Origin of the sequence: Plantactinospora sonchi, from assembly GCF_036422035.1 — a bacterium.
GTDB lineage: Bacteria > Actinomycetota > Actinomycetes > Mycobacteriales > Micromonosporaceae > Plantactinospora > Plantactinospora sonchi.
In genome coordinates this window covers 413,195-429,369 of the sequence record NZ_JAZGQK010000012.1, presented here as the reverse complement: position 1 = coordinate 429,369, position 16,175 = coordinate 413,195, and the positions used below count along the sequence as shown (strand labels likewise).

Genomic DNA, 16,175 nt, shown 5'->3' with positions numbered 1-16,175 from the left:
CTCTCCGCTCATCTTCCGTTACCCACAGGCGACAGTCCAGGGTGGATATCGACGGAGTTGGTGCGGCTCAACCCGCCGGGAAAAACGTTCCCCTCGCGTTTCCCCGTGGGCCGTTACTCCGTCGGCGGGGACCACCCACCGGTGACGCCTGTACGGGCGTGGGTGGTCCCCGTCTCCCCCACATTCGGCGAACCTGTCTGAGGCGGCGACATGAGAAGACACCACCGAAGCTGGCGACGGCTCTGGCTCTACTGCTGGTGCGGATTCCGCTGGACCTGTCCCGACGCGATACCCGTCGTACCCATGCCGTTCGACCCCGCCCCGACCGGATCACCCAACCAACGCACGACATGGCAGAGCACGACCAGACCCCGCAACCAACGACCGGCGTGGGACGGCCCGACCGGATTCGGGCACCGGGTCGGACGGGCCGGCCGGCTCACCCCCGCCCAACAGGCCCGAGTCGGTGTCGAGCGCTGAGATGGGCGTGGTGGTGACGCGGAACCTGAGGCGACTCGACGACCCGGACCGGGAACACGTACCGCAGCGGCCCCGGTGGACGTGCCGCGACTGCCACGACGACTGGCCGTGCCGTACGGCCAGGACGTTGCTGCCGGCGCAGTTCCGGCTCGACCCGCTGGCGCTCTTCGTCTACCTGGGGATCTGTCTCTACGAAGCGACCGAGGACCTGTACAGACTGCACCCGAACCCGGGGCCGGATCCGGCTGCCCTGCACGCCCGGTTCCTCGGCTGGGTACCGGAGCGCCGTCTCGTCGTCGGCGCCCTGGCCCGCCGCTTCGCCGCCGGCCACCCGGCGGTCGGCCCGGCCGGAAACACCGGTCCGACTGGAAGCACCACGAGGCCGGATACGAACAGCGGCCCGTAGGTCTGCCGTCCGCACCGGCCCCATGCCACGCGGGCCGCCCGTCGACTGCCGACGGGTCGACCGACGTGAGAGTCAGCGGAGTTCGTTGATCCGGAGCAGGTTGCCGGCCGGGTCACGGAAGGCGCAGTCGCGGACGCCGTACGGCTGCTCGGTCGGCTCCTGGACGACCTCGGCGCCGCCGGCCTGCAGCCGGTCGAAGACCGCGTCGAGATCCTTGCTGGCCAGGGTGAGGGCGCCGTAGCTGCCCTTGGCCATCAGTTCGAGGATGGTGCGGCGCTCGTCGTCGGTGATGCCGGGGTCGGCGGCCGGCGGATGCAGGACGATCGACGTGCCGGGCTGGTTCGGCGGGCCGACGGTGATCCACCGCATGCCCTCGAATCCGACGTCGTTGCGGACCTCGAAGCCGAGGGTGTCGCGGTAGAAGGCCAGGGTGGCGTCCGGGTCGGTGTGCGGCAGGAAGGCGTAGTGAATGGTGATGTCCATGCAGGTCACGCTAGTTGCGGCCAGCGGACTCCCGCTTCTTGATTCCTGATCGGTCTGGTCACCTGCTTCGCCAGGCAGGACGGCATCTCGGCGGTCACCCGGGCGGCCCGGACCCGGGCACGGTAGGCGCTCGGGGACATCCCGACCAGTTCGGTGAAGCGGGTGCTGAAGGTGCCCAACGACGAGCAGCCGACCGCGAAACAGACTTCGGTGACGCTGAGGTCGTCACGGCGCAGCAGGGCCATCGCGCGTTCGATCCGTCGGGTCATCAGATAGGCGTACGGGGACTCGCCGTACGCGGCCCGGAACTGGCGGCTGAGGTGCCCGGCGGACATGTTCGCGCCGCGGGCGAGCGCCTCGACGTTGAGCGGCTGGGCGTACTCGCGGTCGATCCGGTCCCGGACGCGGCGCAGCCGGGCCAGGTCGCGCAGGTGCTGGGCTTCGGCGGAACTGCTGGTCACCCACCCGATGGTGCCAGCTGGGACCGACATCGCCCAGCGTCGTCGGCTACTCCGCTGGCGGTCTCGGCGGGTCCTCGACCCGCGATCTTCCCGGTGTGAAGCCCGCGCGTCCGTCGTATCAGCCGAGGGCTTCGATGTTTCGAGGGCCGCCAGTTCGGCGCTGGCCGTACTGCTCGACCAGCGGTCGAGGCAATGGTCAGCGCGGTACGGTTCCGTCCTGCCAGCGGTAGAGGTCGCGCAGCAGGGAAATCTCGGCGCCGTGATGGATCAGCTCCCTGTTGACGTGCAGGACGATGCCCTCCATGGGGAACCGCTCGGGACCCACCGTGGGTGGATTCTCCAGTTCAGCGTCCGAGAGTTCGCGGACTCCCGCGTTCCATCTCCCGTACATCTCATCGAGCTGTTTGAGCGCCTCGTCAGCGGTCCCCGCGTAGGTGAATGTCTGGAAGTCGACGTCCTGGCCGCCGAAGTGCCATCCGACCCGATAGCCCAGGCACGAGACGATGATGTGTGCCAGCCGCCAGGCAATCGTGGTCACCGGCGCCGGCGCCGGGTCAGGGGACGCGGAGTCCACCGTCCACTCTCCCGAACCTGCCGACGTCGGTGCGGCAGACGTGCCACGTGGGCGGATGCTCCAGCAGTCGCGCACCGGCTCCCAGAAGTACTCCTCATCGGTGAGACCGTCCAGCCGTGGCCGCAGGTTCTTGCGCCAGTGCCGGTCCAGCTGCTCCGCGAGCCGCTCACTTCTCGTCATTTCCGCACACTACAGACAACGGACACCTGGCTGCGTCCCTCGCGGACGCCGTCACCGGCCGCCGGCGACCCGGAGTACGGCGCCGCTGGTGTAGGAGGCGGCGTCGCTGAGCAGCCAGACGATCGCGGCGGCGACCTCGTCGGGCTGTCCGGGGCGGCCCAGTGGTGTCTGTGCGCCGACCTGGGCGGCCCGGTCGGGTAGGCCGGAGACGGTGTGGATCTCAGTGTCGATGATGCCGGGCGAGACGGCGTTGACCCGGATGTTCCGCGGGCCGAGTTCCTTGGCGAGGCCGACGGTGAGGGTGTCGGTGGCGGCCTTGACGGCGGCGTAGTGGACGTACTCGCCGGGGCTGCCGAGGGTGGCGGCGGCCGAGGAGACGTTGACGATGGCGCCGCCGGAGGCGAATCGTCGGGCGGCCTGCTGGGCGCAGAGTACGTAGCCGATGAGGTTGACGTCGACGACGCGGCGCAGGTCGGCCAGGGTGAGGTCGGTGAACGGGCCGATCGGGCTGGTGGTGCCGGCGTTGTTGACCAGGCCGGTCGGCTCCCCCAGTTCGGCGGCGGTGTCGAACAGCCGTGCGACCTGCTCGGGGTCGGTGGTGTCGGCGCGTACCGCGCGGCCCTGTCGGCCGGCGGCGTGCACGTCGCGCAGCACGGCGTCGGCGGCGGCGGAGTCGCGTTGGTAGCAGAAGACGACGTCGTGTCCGGCGGCGGCGAGTTGGCGTACGGTGGCGGCGCCGATTCCCCGGCTGCCGCCGGTCACCACGGTGAGCGGGTTCATGCCTCTCCCCCTTCGGTCGCCCACGATCCTGTCAGCCGGTGGGCCGGTTGGGCGGTGGCGAATGTGTGATCTTCGTCGGTGTGTCCGTCTCGACGTTGTCGGGTCGGACTGGTAGTAAGGCAGGAATCAAACAGGTGTACGGAAGAGGGATCTGATGACTGCCGCGGGTACCGCCGAGCAGGGCTTGTCCACCGAGGAGTTGCAGCAGATCAGGGACGCGTTGGCGAACGGTCGTAAGCCGAAGGTGATGTTCACCGAGTCGGCGGGCCAGATCGCGGGTCAGCTCGGTCAGGTGGTCGAGTTGACCGATCCGCAGGTGTCCGAGGAGTGGGTGGTGGTCCGGTTCGGCCGGGACGAGTTGCCCTTCTCCCCCGCTGATCTGGCGGTGGCACCGAAGGGTGCGACGCGACGGGTGAGGCCGGAGCCGGAGACGGTGGTGGAGCCGGTTCCGGAACCGGAGTTCAAGATTGTGCGGGAGCCGGTTCCGGCGCCGCGCGAGGAGGCGAGAGTGACGACAGTGGAGAGTGCTCCGGCGGTTGCGGCGGAGGCCGAGGCGAAGCCGGCGAAACGGGCGGCGAAGGCGGCCCGGCCGGCGAAGGGTCCGGCGGGGTTGACGGTGACGTTGGCGTACGCGGACGGCGAGTGGACGCTGGCGGCGTCGCAGGGGACGAAGGCGTTGGCGAAGCCGTACGTGATCAAGCCGGCGGAGGCGCTGCGGATGGTGGCGTTGATCGACGTTCCGGGGGTGCAGGAGGCGGTGGAGCAGATCCTGTCGGTGGAGCGGCGGGAGGCCGAGCAGCAGGCGGAGAAGTTGCGGGCCGAGTTGGCGGAGATCGAGGCGCGGTTGGCGGAGTTACGCGACGCGGGGTGAGGTCGCAGGCGCCGTCCGCCCGGGGTGTGGTTGTCGGGTGACGTGCCGGTGTCGTGGATGGTTGGGGCCGGGTCGGATTGGTAGGCTCGGCCTCGGGCCGTGACTGGCGTGCTGGGATGGGGTCAACCATCGGGAAGCGGCCCCGTCGCCGTCGGGAATGGTCCCGTCGTCTGACGTGTGCCGTGCGCCTGGGCCAATTCCTCTTTCGGCCCGGGAGGTTTCATGGCCAGCTCTGTTTCCGAATTCAGCGTGGACTCCGCTCCGCTCACCACGGAGTCGGTGGCGTTCCGTTCGGCCCTGGACGTGGTACGTCAGGTGGAGCCGCGGATCGCCGAGGCGATCGGTACGGAACTCGCGGACCAGCGTGAGTCGCTGAAGTTGATCGCGAGTGAGAACTACGCGTCGCCGGCGGTGCTGCTGGCTATGGGCAACTGGTTCAGTGACAAGTACGCCGAGGGTGCGGTCGGGCGGCGGTTCTACGCCGGCTGCCGCAACGTCGACACGGTGGAGTCGATCGCGGCGGAGCATGCCCGGGAGTTGTTCGGGTCGGCGCACGCGTACGTGCAGCCGCATTCGGGGATCGACGCGAACCTGGTGGCGTTCTGGGCGGTGCTGGCCGACCGGGTGGAGGTGCCGGCGCTGCGCGACGCCGGGGTGCGGCAGGTGAACGACCTGTCCGAGGCGGACTGGGCGGCGCTGCGGCGGGCGTTCGGCAACCAGCGGATGCTGGGGATGTCGCTGGACGCGGGTGGGCATCTGACGCACGGGTTCCGGCCGAACATCTCCGGGAAGATGTTCGACCAGCGTAGTTACGGCACCGATCCGGTGACCGGGCTGCTCGACTACGACGAGGTGCGGCGGGTGGCCCGGGAGTTCCGGCCGCTGATCCTGGTGGCGGGCTACTCGGCGTACCCGCGTCGGGTGAATTTCCGGATCATGCGGGAGATCGCCGACGAGGTCGGTGCGACGTTCATGGTGGACATGGCGCACTTCGCGGGTCTGGTGGCCGGGAAGGTGTTCACCGGCGACTTCGACCCGGTGCCGTACGCGCACATCGTGACCACGACGACGCACAAGTCGCTGCGGGGGCCGCGCGGTGGGATGGTGCTCTGCGGTCCGGGGTTGGCCGAGCAGGTGGACCGGGGTTGCCCGATGGTGCTGGGTGGCCCGCTGCCGCACGTGATGGCGGCGAAGGCGGTGGCGCTGGCGGAGGCGCGGCGGCCGGACTTCCAGGGGTACGCGCGACGGGTGGTGGAGAACGCGGCGACGTTGGCCGAGGGTCTACTGCGGCGCGGTGCGACGCTGGTGACCGGTGGCACGGACAACCACCTGCTGCTGGTCGACGTGTCGGGGTACGGCCTGACGGGTCGGCAGGCGGAGGCGGCGCTGCTGGACGCGGGAATCGTGACGAACCGCAACGCGGTGCCGCGGGACCCGAACGGGGCCTGGTACACGTCCGGGATCCGGCTCGGCACTCCGGCGCTGACGACCCGGGGTCTCGGGGTGGCGGAGATGGACGAGGTCGCGGATCTGCTGCATGTGGTGTTGTCGGCGACCCGGCCGGGTGCCGGACCGGACGGTGGGGTGTCGAAGGCGCGGTACGTGGTCGACGCGGGTGTGGTCGAGCGGGTGGCGGGCCGGGTGGCGGATCTGCTGGGCCGGCATCCGTTGTATCCGTCGGTGGATCTGGGCTGACCGGAGGCGGGCGTACCCGCCGCACGCACCGACGGCGTCGGGTCGTGCGGCGGGCGCCCGGTTCGGGTTCGCCGCCCGGTCAGTGCGGCGGGATGTTGGCCACCCCGATCCGCTTGCGGAACACCCAGTAGGTCCAGCCCTGGTAGAGAAGCACGACCGGGGTGAAGAAGACCGCGATCCAGCTCATGATCTTCAGGGTGTAGCCGGCGGAGGCGGCGTTGGTGACGGTGAGCGTGCCGGCCGGGTCGCCCGTCGACGGCAGCACGTTCGGGAAGAGGGCGGCGAACAGGGTCGCCACGGTCAGCCCGATCGCGGCGGCGGTGCCGGCGAAGGCCCAGCCCTCCCGGCGTACCCGGGTCGCGGCGACCGCGGCGGCGAGCGCGGGTGCGGCGGCGACCGCGAGCGCGACGGCCGCCGGGGTGTGCCGGACGGCGAGGGTGGTGGCCAGGAAGGCGGCGGTGACACCGGCGGTGGCAGGGGTGAGGCGGGCGGCGAGCCGGCCGGCCCGGGCCCGGACGTCGCCGGTGGTCTTCAGGGCGAGGAAGACCGCGCCGTGGGTGGTGAACAGCGCCCCGGTGGTCAGGCCACCGAGCAGGGCGTACGGGCTGAACAGGTCGCCGAGCCCGCCGGTGTAGTCGTGGTGGGCGTTCAGTGGTACGCCGCGCAGGATGTTGGCGAAGATGATCCCCCACAGCACGGCGGGGATCAGGGAGCCGACGAAGATCGCGGTGTCCCAGCGGGTCTTCCAGGCCGCGTCGGGGCGCTTGTGCCGGTATTCGAAGGCGACGCCCCGGAAGATCAGGGCGAGCAGGATGAGCAGCATCGGCAGGTAGAAGCCGGAGAAGAGGGTGGCGTACCAGCCGGGGAAGGCGGCGAAGAGAGCGCCGGCGGCGGTGATCAACCAGACCTCGTTGCCGTCCCAGACCGGGCCGATGGTGTTGATCAGGACCCGGCGTTCCCGGTCGTCGCGACCGAGGACGGGAAGCAGGACGCCGACACCGAAGTCGAAGCCTTCGAGGATGAAGTAGCCGGTGAACAGGACGGCGACGAGCAGGAACCAGAGGGTGGTCAGCTCCACGGTGGTCTCCGGTGGGTCGGTGGCGGCTGCGGTGGGTGCGGGTCAGTAGGCGAAGGCGAGGGGGCGGTCCTCGTCGTCGGTGGTGTCGGGCTCGGGTGCGGGGGTTGCCGGGTCGACGTCGGGTAGACCGGCGCGGGCGTACCTGAGCAGGAGTCGGACCTCGACGATCGCGAGGGTGGCGTAGACGAGGGTGAAGGCGGTGAACGAGGTGAGGACCTCGGTCAGCGAGACGCTGCGGGAGACGCCGTCGCGGGTGAGCATCTCGCCGAAGACGACCCACGGCTGCCGGCCCATCTCGGTGAAGATCCAGCCGAAGCAGTTGGCGGCGAGCGGCAGGATCGGCATGATCAGCCCGGCCCGGAGCAGCCAGCGGGAGGTCGGGGTACGGCCACGGCGGTGGGTCCAGAGCACGAGTGCGGCGATCGCGGCGGCGGCGAGCCCGAAGGCGATCATGAAGCGGAAGCTCCAGTAGGTGATCGGGATGACCGGGGTGTAGCTGCCGGGGCCGTACTCGTTGACGTACTGGGCCTGGAGGTCGTTGATGCCCATCACCTGGCCGTGCGGGTCGCCGGTGCCGAGGAACGACAGCAGGTACGGGATCTTGATGGCGAACAGTTCCCGGCTGCCGTCGAGGCTGCCGACGGTGAGCACGGAGAACGAGGCGGGCTGTTCGGTGTGGTAGAGGGCCTCGGCGGCGGCCATTTTCATCGGCTGCACCTGGGTCATGATCTTGCCCTGGAAGTCGCCGCTGATCACGACCAGGGCGGCGGCGACCAGGGTGACCCAGGCGCCGAAGCGGAGGGCGTACCGGAAGGCGGAGCGGTCGTCGTTCTCCCCCTTGGTCGCGACGGCCGCGGCACGGGCGGTGTCGGCGGGACCGTCGGCCGTGGTGGTCGTGTTGTCGCCGGTCGTGGCGTCGGTGGGCGGCGTGACGGCGAGGCGGCGCAGGTGCCAGAGCGCGATCGCGACGATGAGAGAGCCGGCGACGAGGAAACAGCCGGCGAGGGTGTGCGGGAAGGTCGCCAGGGTGACCTTGTTGGTGAGGACCGCCCAGATGTCGGTGAGTTCGGCCCGGCCGGTGTCGGGGTTGATCCGGTAGCCGACCGGGTTCTGCATCCAGGAGTTCGCGGCCAGGATGAAGTAGGCGGACAGGGTGGAGCCGAGGGCGGCGATCCAGATGGTGGCGAGGTGGATCCGTTTCGGGAGCCGGTCCCAGCCGAAGATCCACAGGCCGATGAAGGTGGATTCCAGGAAGAAGGCGAGCAGGGCCTCGATGGCGAGCGGGGCGCCGAAGACGTCGCCGACGAAGCGGGAGTAGTCGCTCCAGTTCATCCCGAACTGGAACTCCTGCACGATGCCGGTGACCACGCCCATCGCGAAGTTGATCAGGAAGATCTTGCCGTAGAACTTGGTCAGCCGCAGGTAGCGGGGATCGCCGGTGCGGTGCCAGCGGGTCTGCAGGATCGCGACCAGCAGGGACATGCCGATGGTCAGTGGTACGAAGAGGAAGTGGTAGACGGTGGTGACACCGAACTGCCACCGGGCGACGTCTAGCGCGTCCACGGCAACCCCCAGGTATTTACTACCGGACGTAGTAAATACTACCCGCCGTCGTAGACGATGGCTCTGGGAGGTCGATCACTCCCGCCCGCCCCGAGCTCCCATCCGCCGACACCCGACATCGCCCCGGTCCCCCGGCCCGACCGATACGTGCGACCATCGACCGCTGATGGACACCGACACCAGCGCCCCCGAACCGTGGCGCGCCCCCCGCTTCTGGCTGTTCCTGCAGATCCTCGCCCGGGGCGTGGTCGCGCTCGTCGCCCGGCTGCGGGTCACCGGGGACGTACCGGACCAACTGCGGGACGGCCCGCTGATCCTGGCCGCCAACCACATCAGCCCGTTCGACCCGATCGCGCTGACCGCCGCCTGCCGGGTACGTCGGATCGCCCCCCGGATCATGGCCACCGGCGGGGTGTTCCGGGCCCCGGTCGTCGGAGCCGCGATGCGGGCCAGCGGACACATCCGGGTCGACCGGCGCAGCCCCACCGTCGGTCTGGCCCTGGAACACGCGGCGGCGGCGGTCGCCCGGGGCTCGGTCGTCCTGGTCTATCCCGAGGGACGGATGGGACTCGACCCCGGCATGTGGCCGGAGCGGGGCAAGACCGGCACCGCCCGGCTCGCCCTGGCCAGCGGTGTCACCGTCGTACCGGTGGCGCAGTGGGGCGCGCACGAGATCCTGCCGTACAGCGCGCCCCGTGGCCTGCTCCGGGCGCTCGGTCGGGCGCTGTCGCGTCGACCGGTGGTCCGGGTGCACTTCGGCCCACCGGTCGACCTGACCGGCGTCGACCCGCACCTCCCGGGCGCGGCCGCCCGGGCCACCGAGCTCATCATCGACGCCGTCACCGCCGCCCTCGTCCCGCTGCGCCCCGACGAACCGGAACTGCCCCGGTACGTCGACCCGACCCGACCCGTCGAGACCCGTCGCCAGCACCGGCGTCGCCCCACCGCCGGAGCCGGCGGCGACTGACCCGGAGTGGGAACCACCCCTACCGCGTCGCGGACCGGCCCTGTGCGCGGGAGCGGCCGTACGCGGCGAGGGCGTGGAAGGCGGCCTTCGGCGTCCACGAGCCGTCGGGCAGCACCCGTACGATCCCGCGCGCGGCCAGGTCGAAGTCGCGCTCCGGGTCCTCGGTGGTCGGCAGGTGCCGGTTCGCGAACGTGTACACGAACGCCGCCTCCACCCCGCCGGCCTCGTAGTCGCGCAGCAGGTCCACGACGTAGCGGGCCTGGCCCTCCTCGTCGCGTTCCAGCCCCGCGGTGAGCTTCGCGGCGCGGCCGTGTTCGTCGTACGTCACCGGCTCGGTCGCGCCCGCGACGTCGGCGGCGCCCCGGAAGGTGCAGCAGCCGAACTCGGTCGCGGCGTACGGCTTGCCCTGCCCCACCGCGGCCGCCAGGGTCTGCGGGAACGCCTGCGCGTTGGTCGCGTCGCGGTACCCGGCGTCGCTGGCGATGATGTCGAACGGCGCCCAGTCCACGGCCTCCAGCGGGATGGAGGCGTAGCCGACCGGCCCGCCGAACCGCTCCCGCACCAGGGGCACCGCCTCGGCGAAGAAGTCGCGCACCGCGGTGCGCGCGGCCGGGACCGCCTCCCGCATCCGCATCGGGTCGGTGAACAGTGCCATGCGCTCGGCCAGGTCGCGGCCGGGCAGGAAGCCGTCGGTGAACAGGGCGATCTCGGAACCGGTGAGGTACACGACCGACGCCCCGCCGCGCCGCAGCCGCTCGGCCCGCTCCGCGCCGTCGAGGACGAACGCCATGAGCCCGTCGCGGTCGAGGCCGTTGGTGAACGGGCTGTACCACACCTCGAGCCCGGCCTCGGCGGCGAAACCCGCGGTCAGCTCGAGGCGGTCCTGGATCCCACCGGTGATGCGCACCGCGTCGCAGTGCAGCTCGTCGCGGATGACGCGCAGGTCGCGGCGCACGGCCTCGGGGTCGAACGGCTCGTGCGTCGTGGATCCGGCACTCACGAAACCGGTGTCGTAGTTCATGCCGAAGACACGCATCGGACGGCTCTCCTCGCTCTTAAGGTACTTTGCGTACCCTATAGGGTACGTCCAGTACTCTGCAACACATGGGCACGAGGCGTCGCGGTGCGGAACTGGAGCAGGCGATTCTGCGCGCGGCGGCGGAGGAACTGCGCGAGTCCGGCTACGCGGGGATGACCATGGACCGGGTCGCCGCCCGGGCCGGAACCAACAAGAACGCCATCTACCGCCGATGGCCGCACCGGGCGGCACTCGGCATCGCGGCGTACCGCCACCTGTCCGACGCCGTGATGCCGAACCCGGACACGGGCACCCTGCGGGGTGACGCGCTGGAGATGCTGCGGCGGGCGAACGAGACGTGGTCGTCGCCGCACGGGGCGATCCTGCGCGGCCTGCTCGCCGCCGCGGCCGACGACCCGGAGTTGCTCGCCCTCATGCGGGAGCGGTCCGGTGCGGACACCATGGACCGCGCCTGGCTGGCGATGCTGGAGCGCGCCACGGCCCGGGGCGAGGCACCGGCCACGGCCGCCCACCCCCGGGTCGCCACCACGCCGATGATGCTGCTGCGCGCCGAGTACGCGATACGCGGCATCCCCTCCGTGCCCGACGAGGTGCTGGTCGAGATCGTGGACGAGGTGTTCCTGCCGCTCGTGCGCGGCCGCGGCTGACCGTGCGCGGTGGCCCCTCGTCTTCCGCCGGAACAGGGTGGCCGACGAGTACCCGGCCAGATCACCGGGGCCGGTGACGCGGTCAGCGCAGGGTCGGCAGGTCACCGCCGGGCAGCCGGTCGAGGGCCACGCCGGGCAGGTCGGTCAGCCACGGCCGGCCGAGTGCCGCGAGTCGACCCACGTCCGGCGGCACCGGGCCGAGTCCGATCGCGAACCGGGTCAGCCCCGGCCCGGTCTCGAACGGCCGGGGCCAGGCGTGCACCTCCGGGACCCCGGCCCGGTCCAGCACGCTGAGCAGTGCCCGGAGCCGTCCGCGTACCCGGCCCAGCGTCACCTCGTAGGCCTCGGTCCGTACCGCGCGTACGGTCAGCACCGCCCAGGCGGCGTGCCGGCGGTGCATCGGCGGCGGGGCCAGCAGGGCGGGCCACAGACCGTCCGGTCCGGTGCTCTCGACGATCTCCCATCCGGCGTAGAGCTCCCTGGTCAGCAGGTCCCGCCCACCGACACCGACCTGGTCGCTGCAGTACCGCACCGGGGCGCTCGGGGTCAGGATCCGCACCGCCGGTCCGGTCGGGTGCACGTCCACGAGCGGTCCCGCACCGGTGACGCCGGCGGCGGTCGGGTACAGCGCGACCGGGTGCCGCCAGTCCCAGGCCGCCCAGTCGGCGAAGAAGCGCCCCAGCAGGGTCCGGGGATCGACGTCGCCGGCGTCGCGCAGCGTGCGCGCCGCCAGCACCGTCCAGGCCAGGCCCGGCAGTCCGCCGAACGGCGCACTGTCCAGGCCCCGCGCGTGCGCCCACGCCTTGATCTGCCGGGCCAGCCTGATGAAGCTGGGACGGTTCGCCGCGACCGCGGCCCGCAGCGCCTCGGCGTCGCTGACCGCGCTCAGCGCCACCGCCGCGGACTCGCCCAGCTCGGCGCGCCGGGTCACCGCCTCGGCCGGCGGGACGTCCCCGGTGGACACCACCGCCACGTCGACGTCGAGGTCGCCGACGGTGAACCGGAGCCCGGGGACCCGGGCGCCGACCACCGGCCGCAGACCGGTCGCCGCCGGCAACGTGGCCCCGATCCGGGCCCGGACCGTCGCGAGGTCGACCGCGCCCGCCGAGGCCACCAGCAGGTCCAGGTCGGCGCCGGGCAGCGCGCAACCGAGCCGTCGGGAACCGACGACGTGGACGACGGTGTCCGGCAGGGCGGCCCGTAGTCGGGTCGCCACCTGGCGGGCCAGGACGATCCGGTGTCGCTCCCCGACGATCGGGGACGGGCTCCGGACACCGTCCGCCACGGCCGCGCCGGACCCCACCAGAACCGTCGCGCCGAGTGGGCGAGCGGAGTCCGACGGGTCGACGTCGTCGCACCAACGCAGTCGGCCGGACCCGAGGGCGATCGTCGCCCGGGGCCGCATCGGGCCGGCGCCCCGGCGGGAGAGCAGGACCAGGTCGCCGACGTACGCCGGATTGGCGGCCAACCGGGTCGCGAAGTCGGCCACCAGCCGCCGTGGATCGGTGACCCGACCCAGCGTCAGGTGCGGCACGTACTCCCCGAGGCGTCCCCGGCAGCCGGGGAACGCCCGCTCCAACGCGTGGCGCAGCCGCAGCCAGGGCGCCGTCCCGTCGGCGGCCGGGTCGAGCCAGACGGTGGTGCCGTCGCGGTGCGCGAAGGTACGCACCCCGGCCAGCCGGACGGGAAACGGTTCCGTCGCGGCGGCGACCCGGCACAGCGCGGCGGCGACGGTCTCGAACGCGGACTCCGCGACAAAGCCGAACAGCAGGTTGACGTGCGGCGGCCAGCGGTCGACCTGCGGGTCGTGGTCGCGACGGATCTCCTGGATCGCCGGCCAGCACTCCTGCGGCGGGATCCAGGCCAGCGCCGTGCGGGCGGTCGGCGCCAGATCGACGACGGAATCGCCGGGACCGTCCGCGCCGGAGACGCCCGCGTCGTGGTCGACGGCCACATCGACCGCGACACCGTAGTGGTCGGAGACGAACAGACCGTCCGGGGTGGCCGGCACGTCACCGAGCAGGACCGCGTCGACAGGTCGCAGGGCGGCGCCACGCAGCAGCACCCGGTCCAGCCGCCCCGGCCGACCGGAACGGGACGAGACCGCCGCCAGCGGGTTGGCCCGCGGGTCGAAGGTCGGGGTGTCGTCGTCCCGGCCGTACACCTCGGACCAGGCATCGGTGACCGGCAACCGCTCGGTCGGCGTACCGCCGCCGTCGTTGAAGTCGCCGAGCAGCAGCACCGGACCGTCGACGGCACCGAGCAGCTGGTGCAGTTGGGCCAGTTCGACCTCCCGACGCTGCGCGCCGTTGTCGGTGTGGTCGCTGGTCAGGTGGGTGCCGGCGACCACCAGTGGTCCGGCGGGGCCGTCCACCACCAGGGCGGCGACCGCCTTGTGCGGGCCGAGCGGATGCCGGCCCGCCTCCCGGACCGGCAGCCGGGTGAGCAGCAGCAGCCCGGTGTCGGTGATGTCGGCGCCGGTCGGGTCGCCGCCCAGGGTGTAGCCGGAACGGACCCAGTCGGCCTCGAGCAGGAGGTCGAGCAGGGCCGGTTCGACCTCCTGCAGGCCGATGACGTCCGCGTCGGCCCGGTGCAGCGCCGCCAGCAGCAGCGGTCGGCGCCGGGCGGTGTCGATCCGGTCGCTGTCGTAGCGGTCCCACAGGGTGTTCCAGGTCAGTACCCGCAGCCGGGCTGACGTACGGCCCGCCGGGGAATGCTCCGCCTCGGGCTGCGGCGCGGGTCGCCAGGCGGCGACGAGCGGATCCCACGCGTGCGGGGTGGCGGCGGTGAAGAACGGGGCGGCGAGCCGTCGCGGATCCTGGACCCGGCCGGCCGGCGACACGTCGACCCGGTCCAGCCCGGCGGCCCGGTCCCAGACCACCTCGCCGTCCGCCTCGATGAACAGGACCCGGTGCCACGGGATGTCGCCGCCGGGAACGAACGCCGGCAGTGGCACCCGGGCCGGGTCGGCACCGTGCACGTTGACCCCGAGAACGAACCGCGACGGGTCGAAGCGTGGATCCCAGCGGACCCGGTGGTAGATCTGCGCACTGGTCCGCACGGTCACTCCTCGGTCGGGCACAGCGTGCCGGCCACGTCGTCGACCGTTCCGCCCGGACCGACGTACCAGGTACGGTGCGCCTCACCGGGAAACGGCGGCTCGAACCGGCGCAGTTGGGCGGCGACAACCGACGCCGGCACCGGATGGGCACGCTCGGCGTTGCGGGCGGCCAGCACCTCCGGCGGGACCAGCAGCACCGCGTACGTGGTCAACGCGTCCCGGCGTCGGGCCACCGCCGCGACCAGCGACCGCTGGTGGCGGTTCAGCGCGGTGGCATCCCAGACGACGGTGCCGCCACCGGCCAGCAGGGTGTCGAGCCGGCCCAGCGCGTCGCGCAGCACGGCCGGGTTGTGCCGCTGGTCGGCGCGGTCGCCCCGGGCCTGCCGCAGGTCGTCGAGGGAGACGACACCGGCGAGGCCCGGCAGGGTTGCGGCGAAGACGCTCTTGCCGCTGCCGGACGGGCCGACCGTGACGACAAGTCGGGGAAACCGGCCGTCGCGCCACCGCCAGGTCGCCGCGGTCGCCTCCTCGATGACGCCGATCCGACCGTCGGCGTAGGCGTCGCGGGCCTCGGCCCAGCACCGGTCGGCGGCGTCCGGGTCGAGCGCGGACAGCGCCTGCCGCAGCCCGGCACGCAACGGTTCCAGCGGCGCCTCACCGAGCAGCCCCGCGTCGTCGGCGTGCAGTTCGGACCAGCCGACCTGTTCGGCGGCGGCCACCGCGACGTCGTCGTGGCGTCCGGCCAGGACGGCGGTCGCCACCGCGTGCAGGACCCCGAGGTCGGCCGCGTCAGCCAGCCGGACCAGTCCGGCCCGCCGCCCCGCGTCGGGAAACGGCCGGTGCAACCGGCCGTGCAGGCCGACCAGGTCCGCGACCCGTCGGGCCAGCGGCATGCCGAGCGGCGCCACCAGCCGGGACGCCAGCCAGGCCCGGTCGGTGGCGTGGCAGAGCCCGGCGAGGACACCGGCGAGCCGGGCGTCGCCGGTGCGGCCCAACAGATCGAGCCGGACGCAGACGTCGGCGACGGCCCGCCGCGCCCGGGCCACCGCGTCGGCGCCGTCGGCGGCCGAGCCCGCCGCGTCGGTGTCCGGCCCGGTGCCGTCGACGGCCGAGGCGTCGCCGGTCCGGGCGCGGCCGGGGCGGACCAGGTCGGTGCCGGTCAGCCCGACGGCGGCGAGCAACGCCGACACGTCCGGCGTGCCGCCGGACCGGACCTGCCAGAGCGCGGCACGCGGACCCAGCCCGTTCTCCACCACCGGGGCGAGCATCCAGTGCGCGTCGGTACGCACATGGTCGCGGCGTACCCACTTGGCGACCCGGCGCGGGAACTCGTCCATCGTGAACCCGTCGACGGTACGGACGACGTACCCCTCCTGCCGGGTCAGGTCCAGTCGCAGCCGACGCAGGACGCGTTCGTCGAAGCGGCCCCGCCACAGCACCGGCGCCGCCGGCACACCGAGCCGGCGGGTGAACCGTACCGTCGTGTCCCAGTCGAGGCAGCGGTCGCCGGCCCACACCGAGAAGGCGAAGAACCAGCTCTCCAGATCCTGGTACCCGATCGAGTGCCGGGCGTGGACGTTCTCGCCGCAGACCCGCCAACCGTCGGGTACGGCGTGCGCGATCCGGGCGTGCAGGGCCTTGACCCAGGTACGCGACGGGTGGTGGCCGGAGTCGAGTGACCGGGCGTGCAGACCGTCGCGGTACATCGTGGTGTTCTCGCCGTCGAGTTTCTCGGTGACCACGACCTCCCGGCCCACCAGCTCCGACAACCCGTCGGCCCGTACGTCGTCCGGGGTGGTCCCGGGCGACCACGGCAGGTGGGGGGTACGGGGATAGGCGGTACGCATGATCCGATCCGGACGGTCGACGAGGCGGTGATCAACGACGGTA

At 72.3% G+C, this 16,175-nt stretch carries 14 protein-coding genes and 1 riboswitch; of the genes, 5 read left to right on the top strand and 9 right to left on the bottom strand.

The genetic code is table 11. The annotated features are described in order from the left end of the window. Nucleotides 1–466: 466 nt before the first annotated feature. Nucleotides 467–886 (top strand): hypothetical protein, encoded by a 420-nt coding sequence (locus tag V1633_RS16085; protein WP_331215115.1) that lies wholly within the window; start codon nucleotides 467–469, stop codon nucleotides 884–886. A gap of 72 nt (nucleotides 887–958) precedes the next feature. On the opposite strand, the gene V1633_RS16080 is transcribed toward V1633_RS16085, so the two are convergent. The 4 genes from V1633_RS16080 to V1633_RS16065 form a co-directional block, all read right to left on the bottom strand. Beyond that, entirely contained in the window at nucleotides 959–1,369 is a 411-nt protein-coding gene (locus tag V1633_RS16080) for a VOC family protein (RefSeq protein WP_331215114.1), read from the bottom strand. 5 nt (nucleotides 1,370–1,374) lie between these two features. After that, nucleotides 1,375–1,860: a helix-turn-helix transcriptional regulator gene (locus tag V1633_RS16075; protein WP_331215113.1), complete on the bottom strand. Its 486-nt coding sequence runs from the start codon at nucleotides 1,858–1,860 to the stop codon at nucleotides 1,375–1,377. Between the two features lie 166 nt (nucleotides 1,861–2,026). Next, entirely contained in the window at nucleotides 2,027–2,584 is a 558-nt protein-coding gene (locus tag V1633_RS16070) for a DinB family protein (protein WP_331215112.1), read from the bottom strand. Nucleotides 2,585–2,635: 51 nt separating this feature from the next. Then, entirely contained in the window at nucleotides 2,636–3,364 is a 729-nt protein-coding gene (locus V1633_RS16065; protein ID WP_331215111.1) for an SDR family oxidoreductase, read from the bottom strand. Nucleotides 3,365–3,518: 154 nt separating this feature from the next. On the opposite strand from V1633_RS16065, the gene V1633_RS16060 reads away from it, so the two are divergent. After that, nucleotides 3,519–4,235, top strand: coding sequence for a hypothetical protein (locus V1633_RS16060; protein ID WP_331215110.1), 717 nt, complete (start codon nucleotides 3,519–3,521; stop codon nucleotides 4,233–4,235). Between the two features lie 89 nt (nucleotides 4,236–4,324). Next, nucleotides 4,325–4,436: riboswitch (ZMP/ZTP riboswitch) on the top strand. Between the two features lie 21 nt (nucleotides 4,437–4,457). Next, nucleotides 4,458–5,930, top strand: a complete 1,473-nt coding sequence (locus V1633_RS16055) for a glycine hydroxymethyltransferase (RefSeq protein ID WP_331215109.1) — start codon at nucleotides 4,458–4,460, stop codon at nucleotides 5,928–5,930. Between the two features lie 79 nt (nucleotides 5,931–6,009). On the opposite strand, the gene cydB is transcribed toward V1633_RS16055, so the two are convergent. Beyond that, a complete protein-coding gene (gene cydB / locus V1633_RS16050; protein WP_331215108.1) occupies nucleotides 6,010–7,008 on the bottom strand; it encodes a cytochrome d ubiquinol oxidase subunit II in 999 nt (332 codons plus the stop codon). A gap of 42 nt (nucleotides 7,009–7,050) precedes the next feature. Then, on the bottom strand, nucleotides 7,051–8,571 hold the full coding sequence (locus V1633_RS16045) for a cytochrome ubiquinol oxidase subunit I (protein ID WP_331215107.1): 1,521 nt from the start codon (nucleotides 8,569–8,571) through the stop codon (nucleotides 7,051–7,053). Between the two features lie 166 nt (nucleotides 8,572–8,737). Here V1633_RS16045 and V1633_RS16040 point away from each other — a divergent pair, with 166 nt between their 5' ends. Next, nucleotides 8,738–9,538, top strand: coding sequence for a lysophospholipid acyltransferase family protein (locus V1633_RS16040; RefSeq protein WP_331215106.1), 801 nt, complete (start codon nucleotides 8,738–8,740; stop codon nucleotides 9,536–9,538). Nucleotides 9,539–9,557: 19 nt separating this feature from the next. On the opposite strand, the gene V1633_RS16035 is transcribed toward V1633_RS16040, so the two are convergent. Beyond that, the gene (locus V1633_RS16035; protein WP_331215105.1) at nucleotides 9,558–10,574 is read right to left on the bottom strand and encodes a hypothetical protein; all 1,017 of its coding nucleotides are present in this window, start codon (nucleotides 10,572–10,574) and stop codon (nucleotides 9,558–9,560) included. A gap of 68 nt (nucleotides 10,575–10,642) precedes the next feature. On the opposite strand from V1633_RS16035, the gene V1633_RS16030 reads away from it, so the two are divergent. Beyond that, entirely contained in the window at nucleotides 10,643–11,224 is a 582-nt protein-coding gene (locus V1633_RS16030) for a TetR/AcrR family transcriptional regulator (protein WP_331215104.1), read from the top strand. An 82-nt stretch (nucleotides 11,225–11,306) separates the two neighbouring features. Here V1633_RS16030 and V1633_RS16025 read toward each other — a convergent pair whose 3' ends face one another. Next, nucleotides 11,307–14,285 carry a poly(A) polymerase gene (locus V1633_RS16025; protein ID WP_331215103.1) on the bottom strand — a complete coding sequence of 993 codons (2,979 nt, stop codon included), beginning with the start codon at nucleotides 14,283–14,285 and terminating at the stop codon, nucleotides 11,307–11,309. A 2-nt stretch (nucleotides 14,286–14,287) separates the two neighbouring features. Beyond that, complete coding sequence (locus V1633_RS16020) at nucleotides 14,288–16,132, bottom strand: RNA ligase family protein (protein WP_331215102.1); 1,845 nt, start codon at nucleotides 16,130–16,132, stop codon at nucleotides 14,288–14,290. Nucleotides 16,133–16,175: the final 43 nt, after the last annotated feature.

What these genes read in the sequence shown, in the direction of transcription:
- V1633_RS16080 (WP_331215114.1), bottom strand. Translation starts at nt 1,369, where the DNA reads ATGGACATCACCATTCACTACGCCTTCCTGCCGCACACCGACCCGGAC.
- V1633_RS16075 (WP_331215113.1), bottom strand. Translation starts at nt 1,860, where the DNA reads ATGTCGGTCCCAGCTGGCACCATCGGGTGGGTGACCAGCAGTTCCGCC.
- V1633_RS16070 (WP_331215112.1), bottom strand. Translation starts at nt 2,584, where the DNA reads ATGACGAGAAGTGAGCGGCTCGCGGAGCAGCTGGACCGGCACTGGCGC.
- V1633_RS16065 (WP_331215111.1), bottom strand. Translation starts at nt 3,364, where the DNA reads ATGAACCCGCTCACCGTGGTGACCGGCGGCAGCCGGGGAATCGGCGCC.
- V1633_RS16060 (WP_331215110.1), top strand. Translation starts at nt 3,519, where the DNA reads ATGACTGCCGCGGGTACCGCCGAGCAGGGCTTGTCCACCGAGGAGTTG.
- V1633_RS16055 (WP_331215109.1), top strand. Translation starts at nt 4,458, where the DNA reads ATGGCCAGCTCTGTTTCCGAATTCAGCGTGGACTCCGCTCCGCTCACC.
- V1633_RS16040 (WP_331215106.1), top strand. Translation starts at nt 8,738, where the DNA reads ATGGACACCGACACCAGCGCCCCCGAACCGTGGCGCGCCCCCCGCTTC.
- V1633_RS16035 (WP_331215105.1), bottom strand. Translation starts at nt 10,574, where the DNA reads ATGCGTGTCTTCGGCATGAACTACGACACCGGTTTCGTGAGTGCCGGA.
- V1633_RS16030 (WP_331215104.1), top strand. Translation starts at nt 10,643, where the DNA reads ATGGGCACGAGGCGTCGCGGTGCGGAACTGGAGCAGGCGATTCTGCGC.
- V1633_RS16020 (WP_331215102.1), bottom strand. Translation starts at nt 16,132, where the DNA reads ATGCGTACCGCCTATCCCCGTACCCCCCACCTGCCGTGGTCGCCCGGG.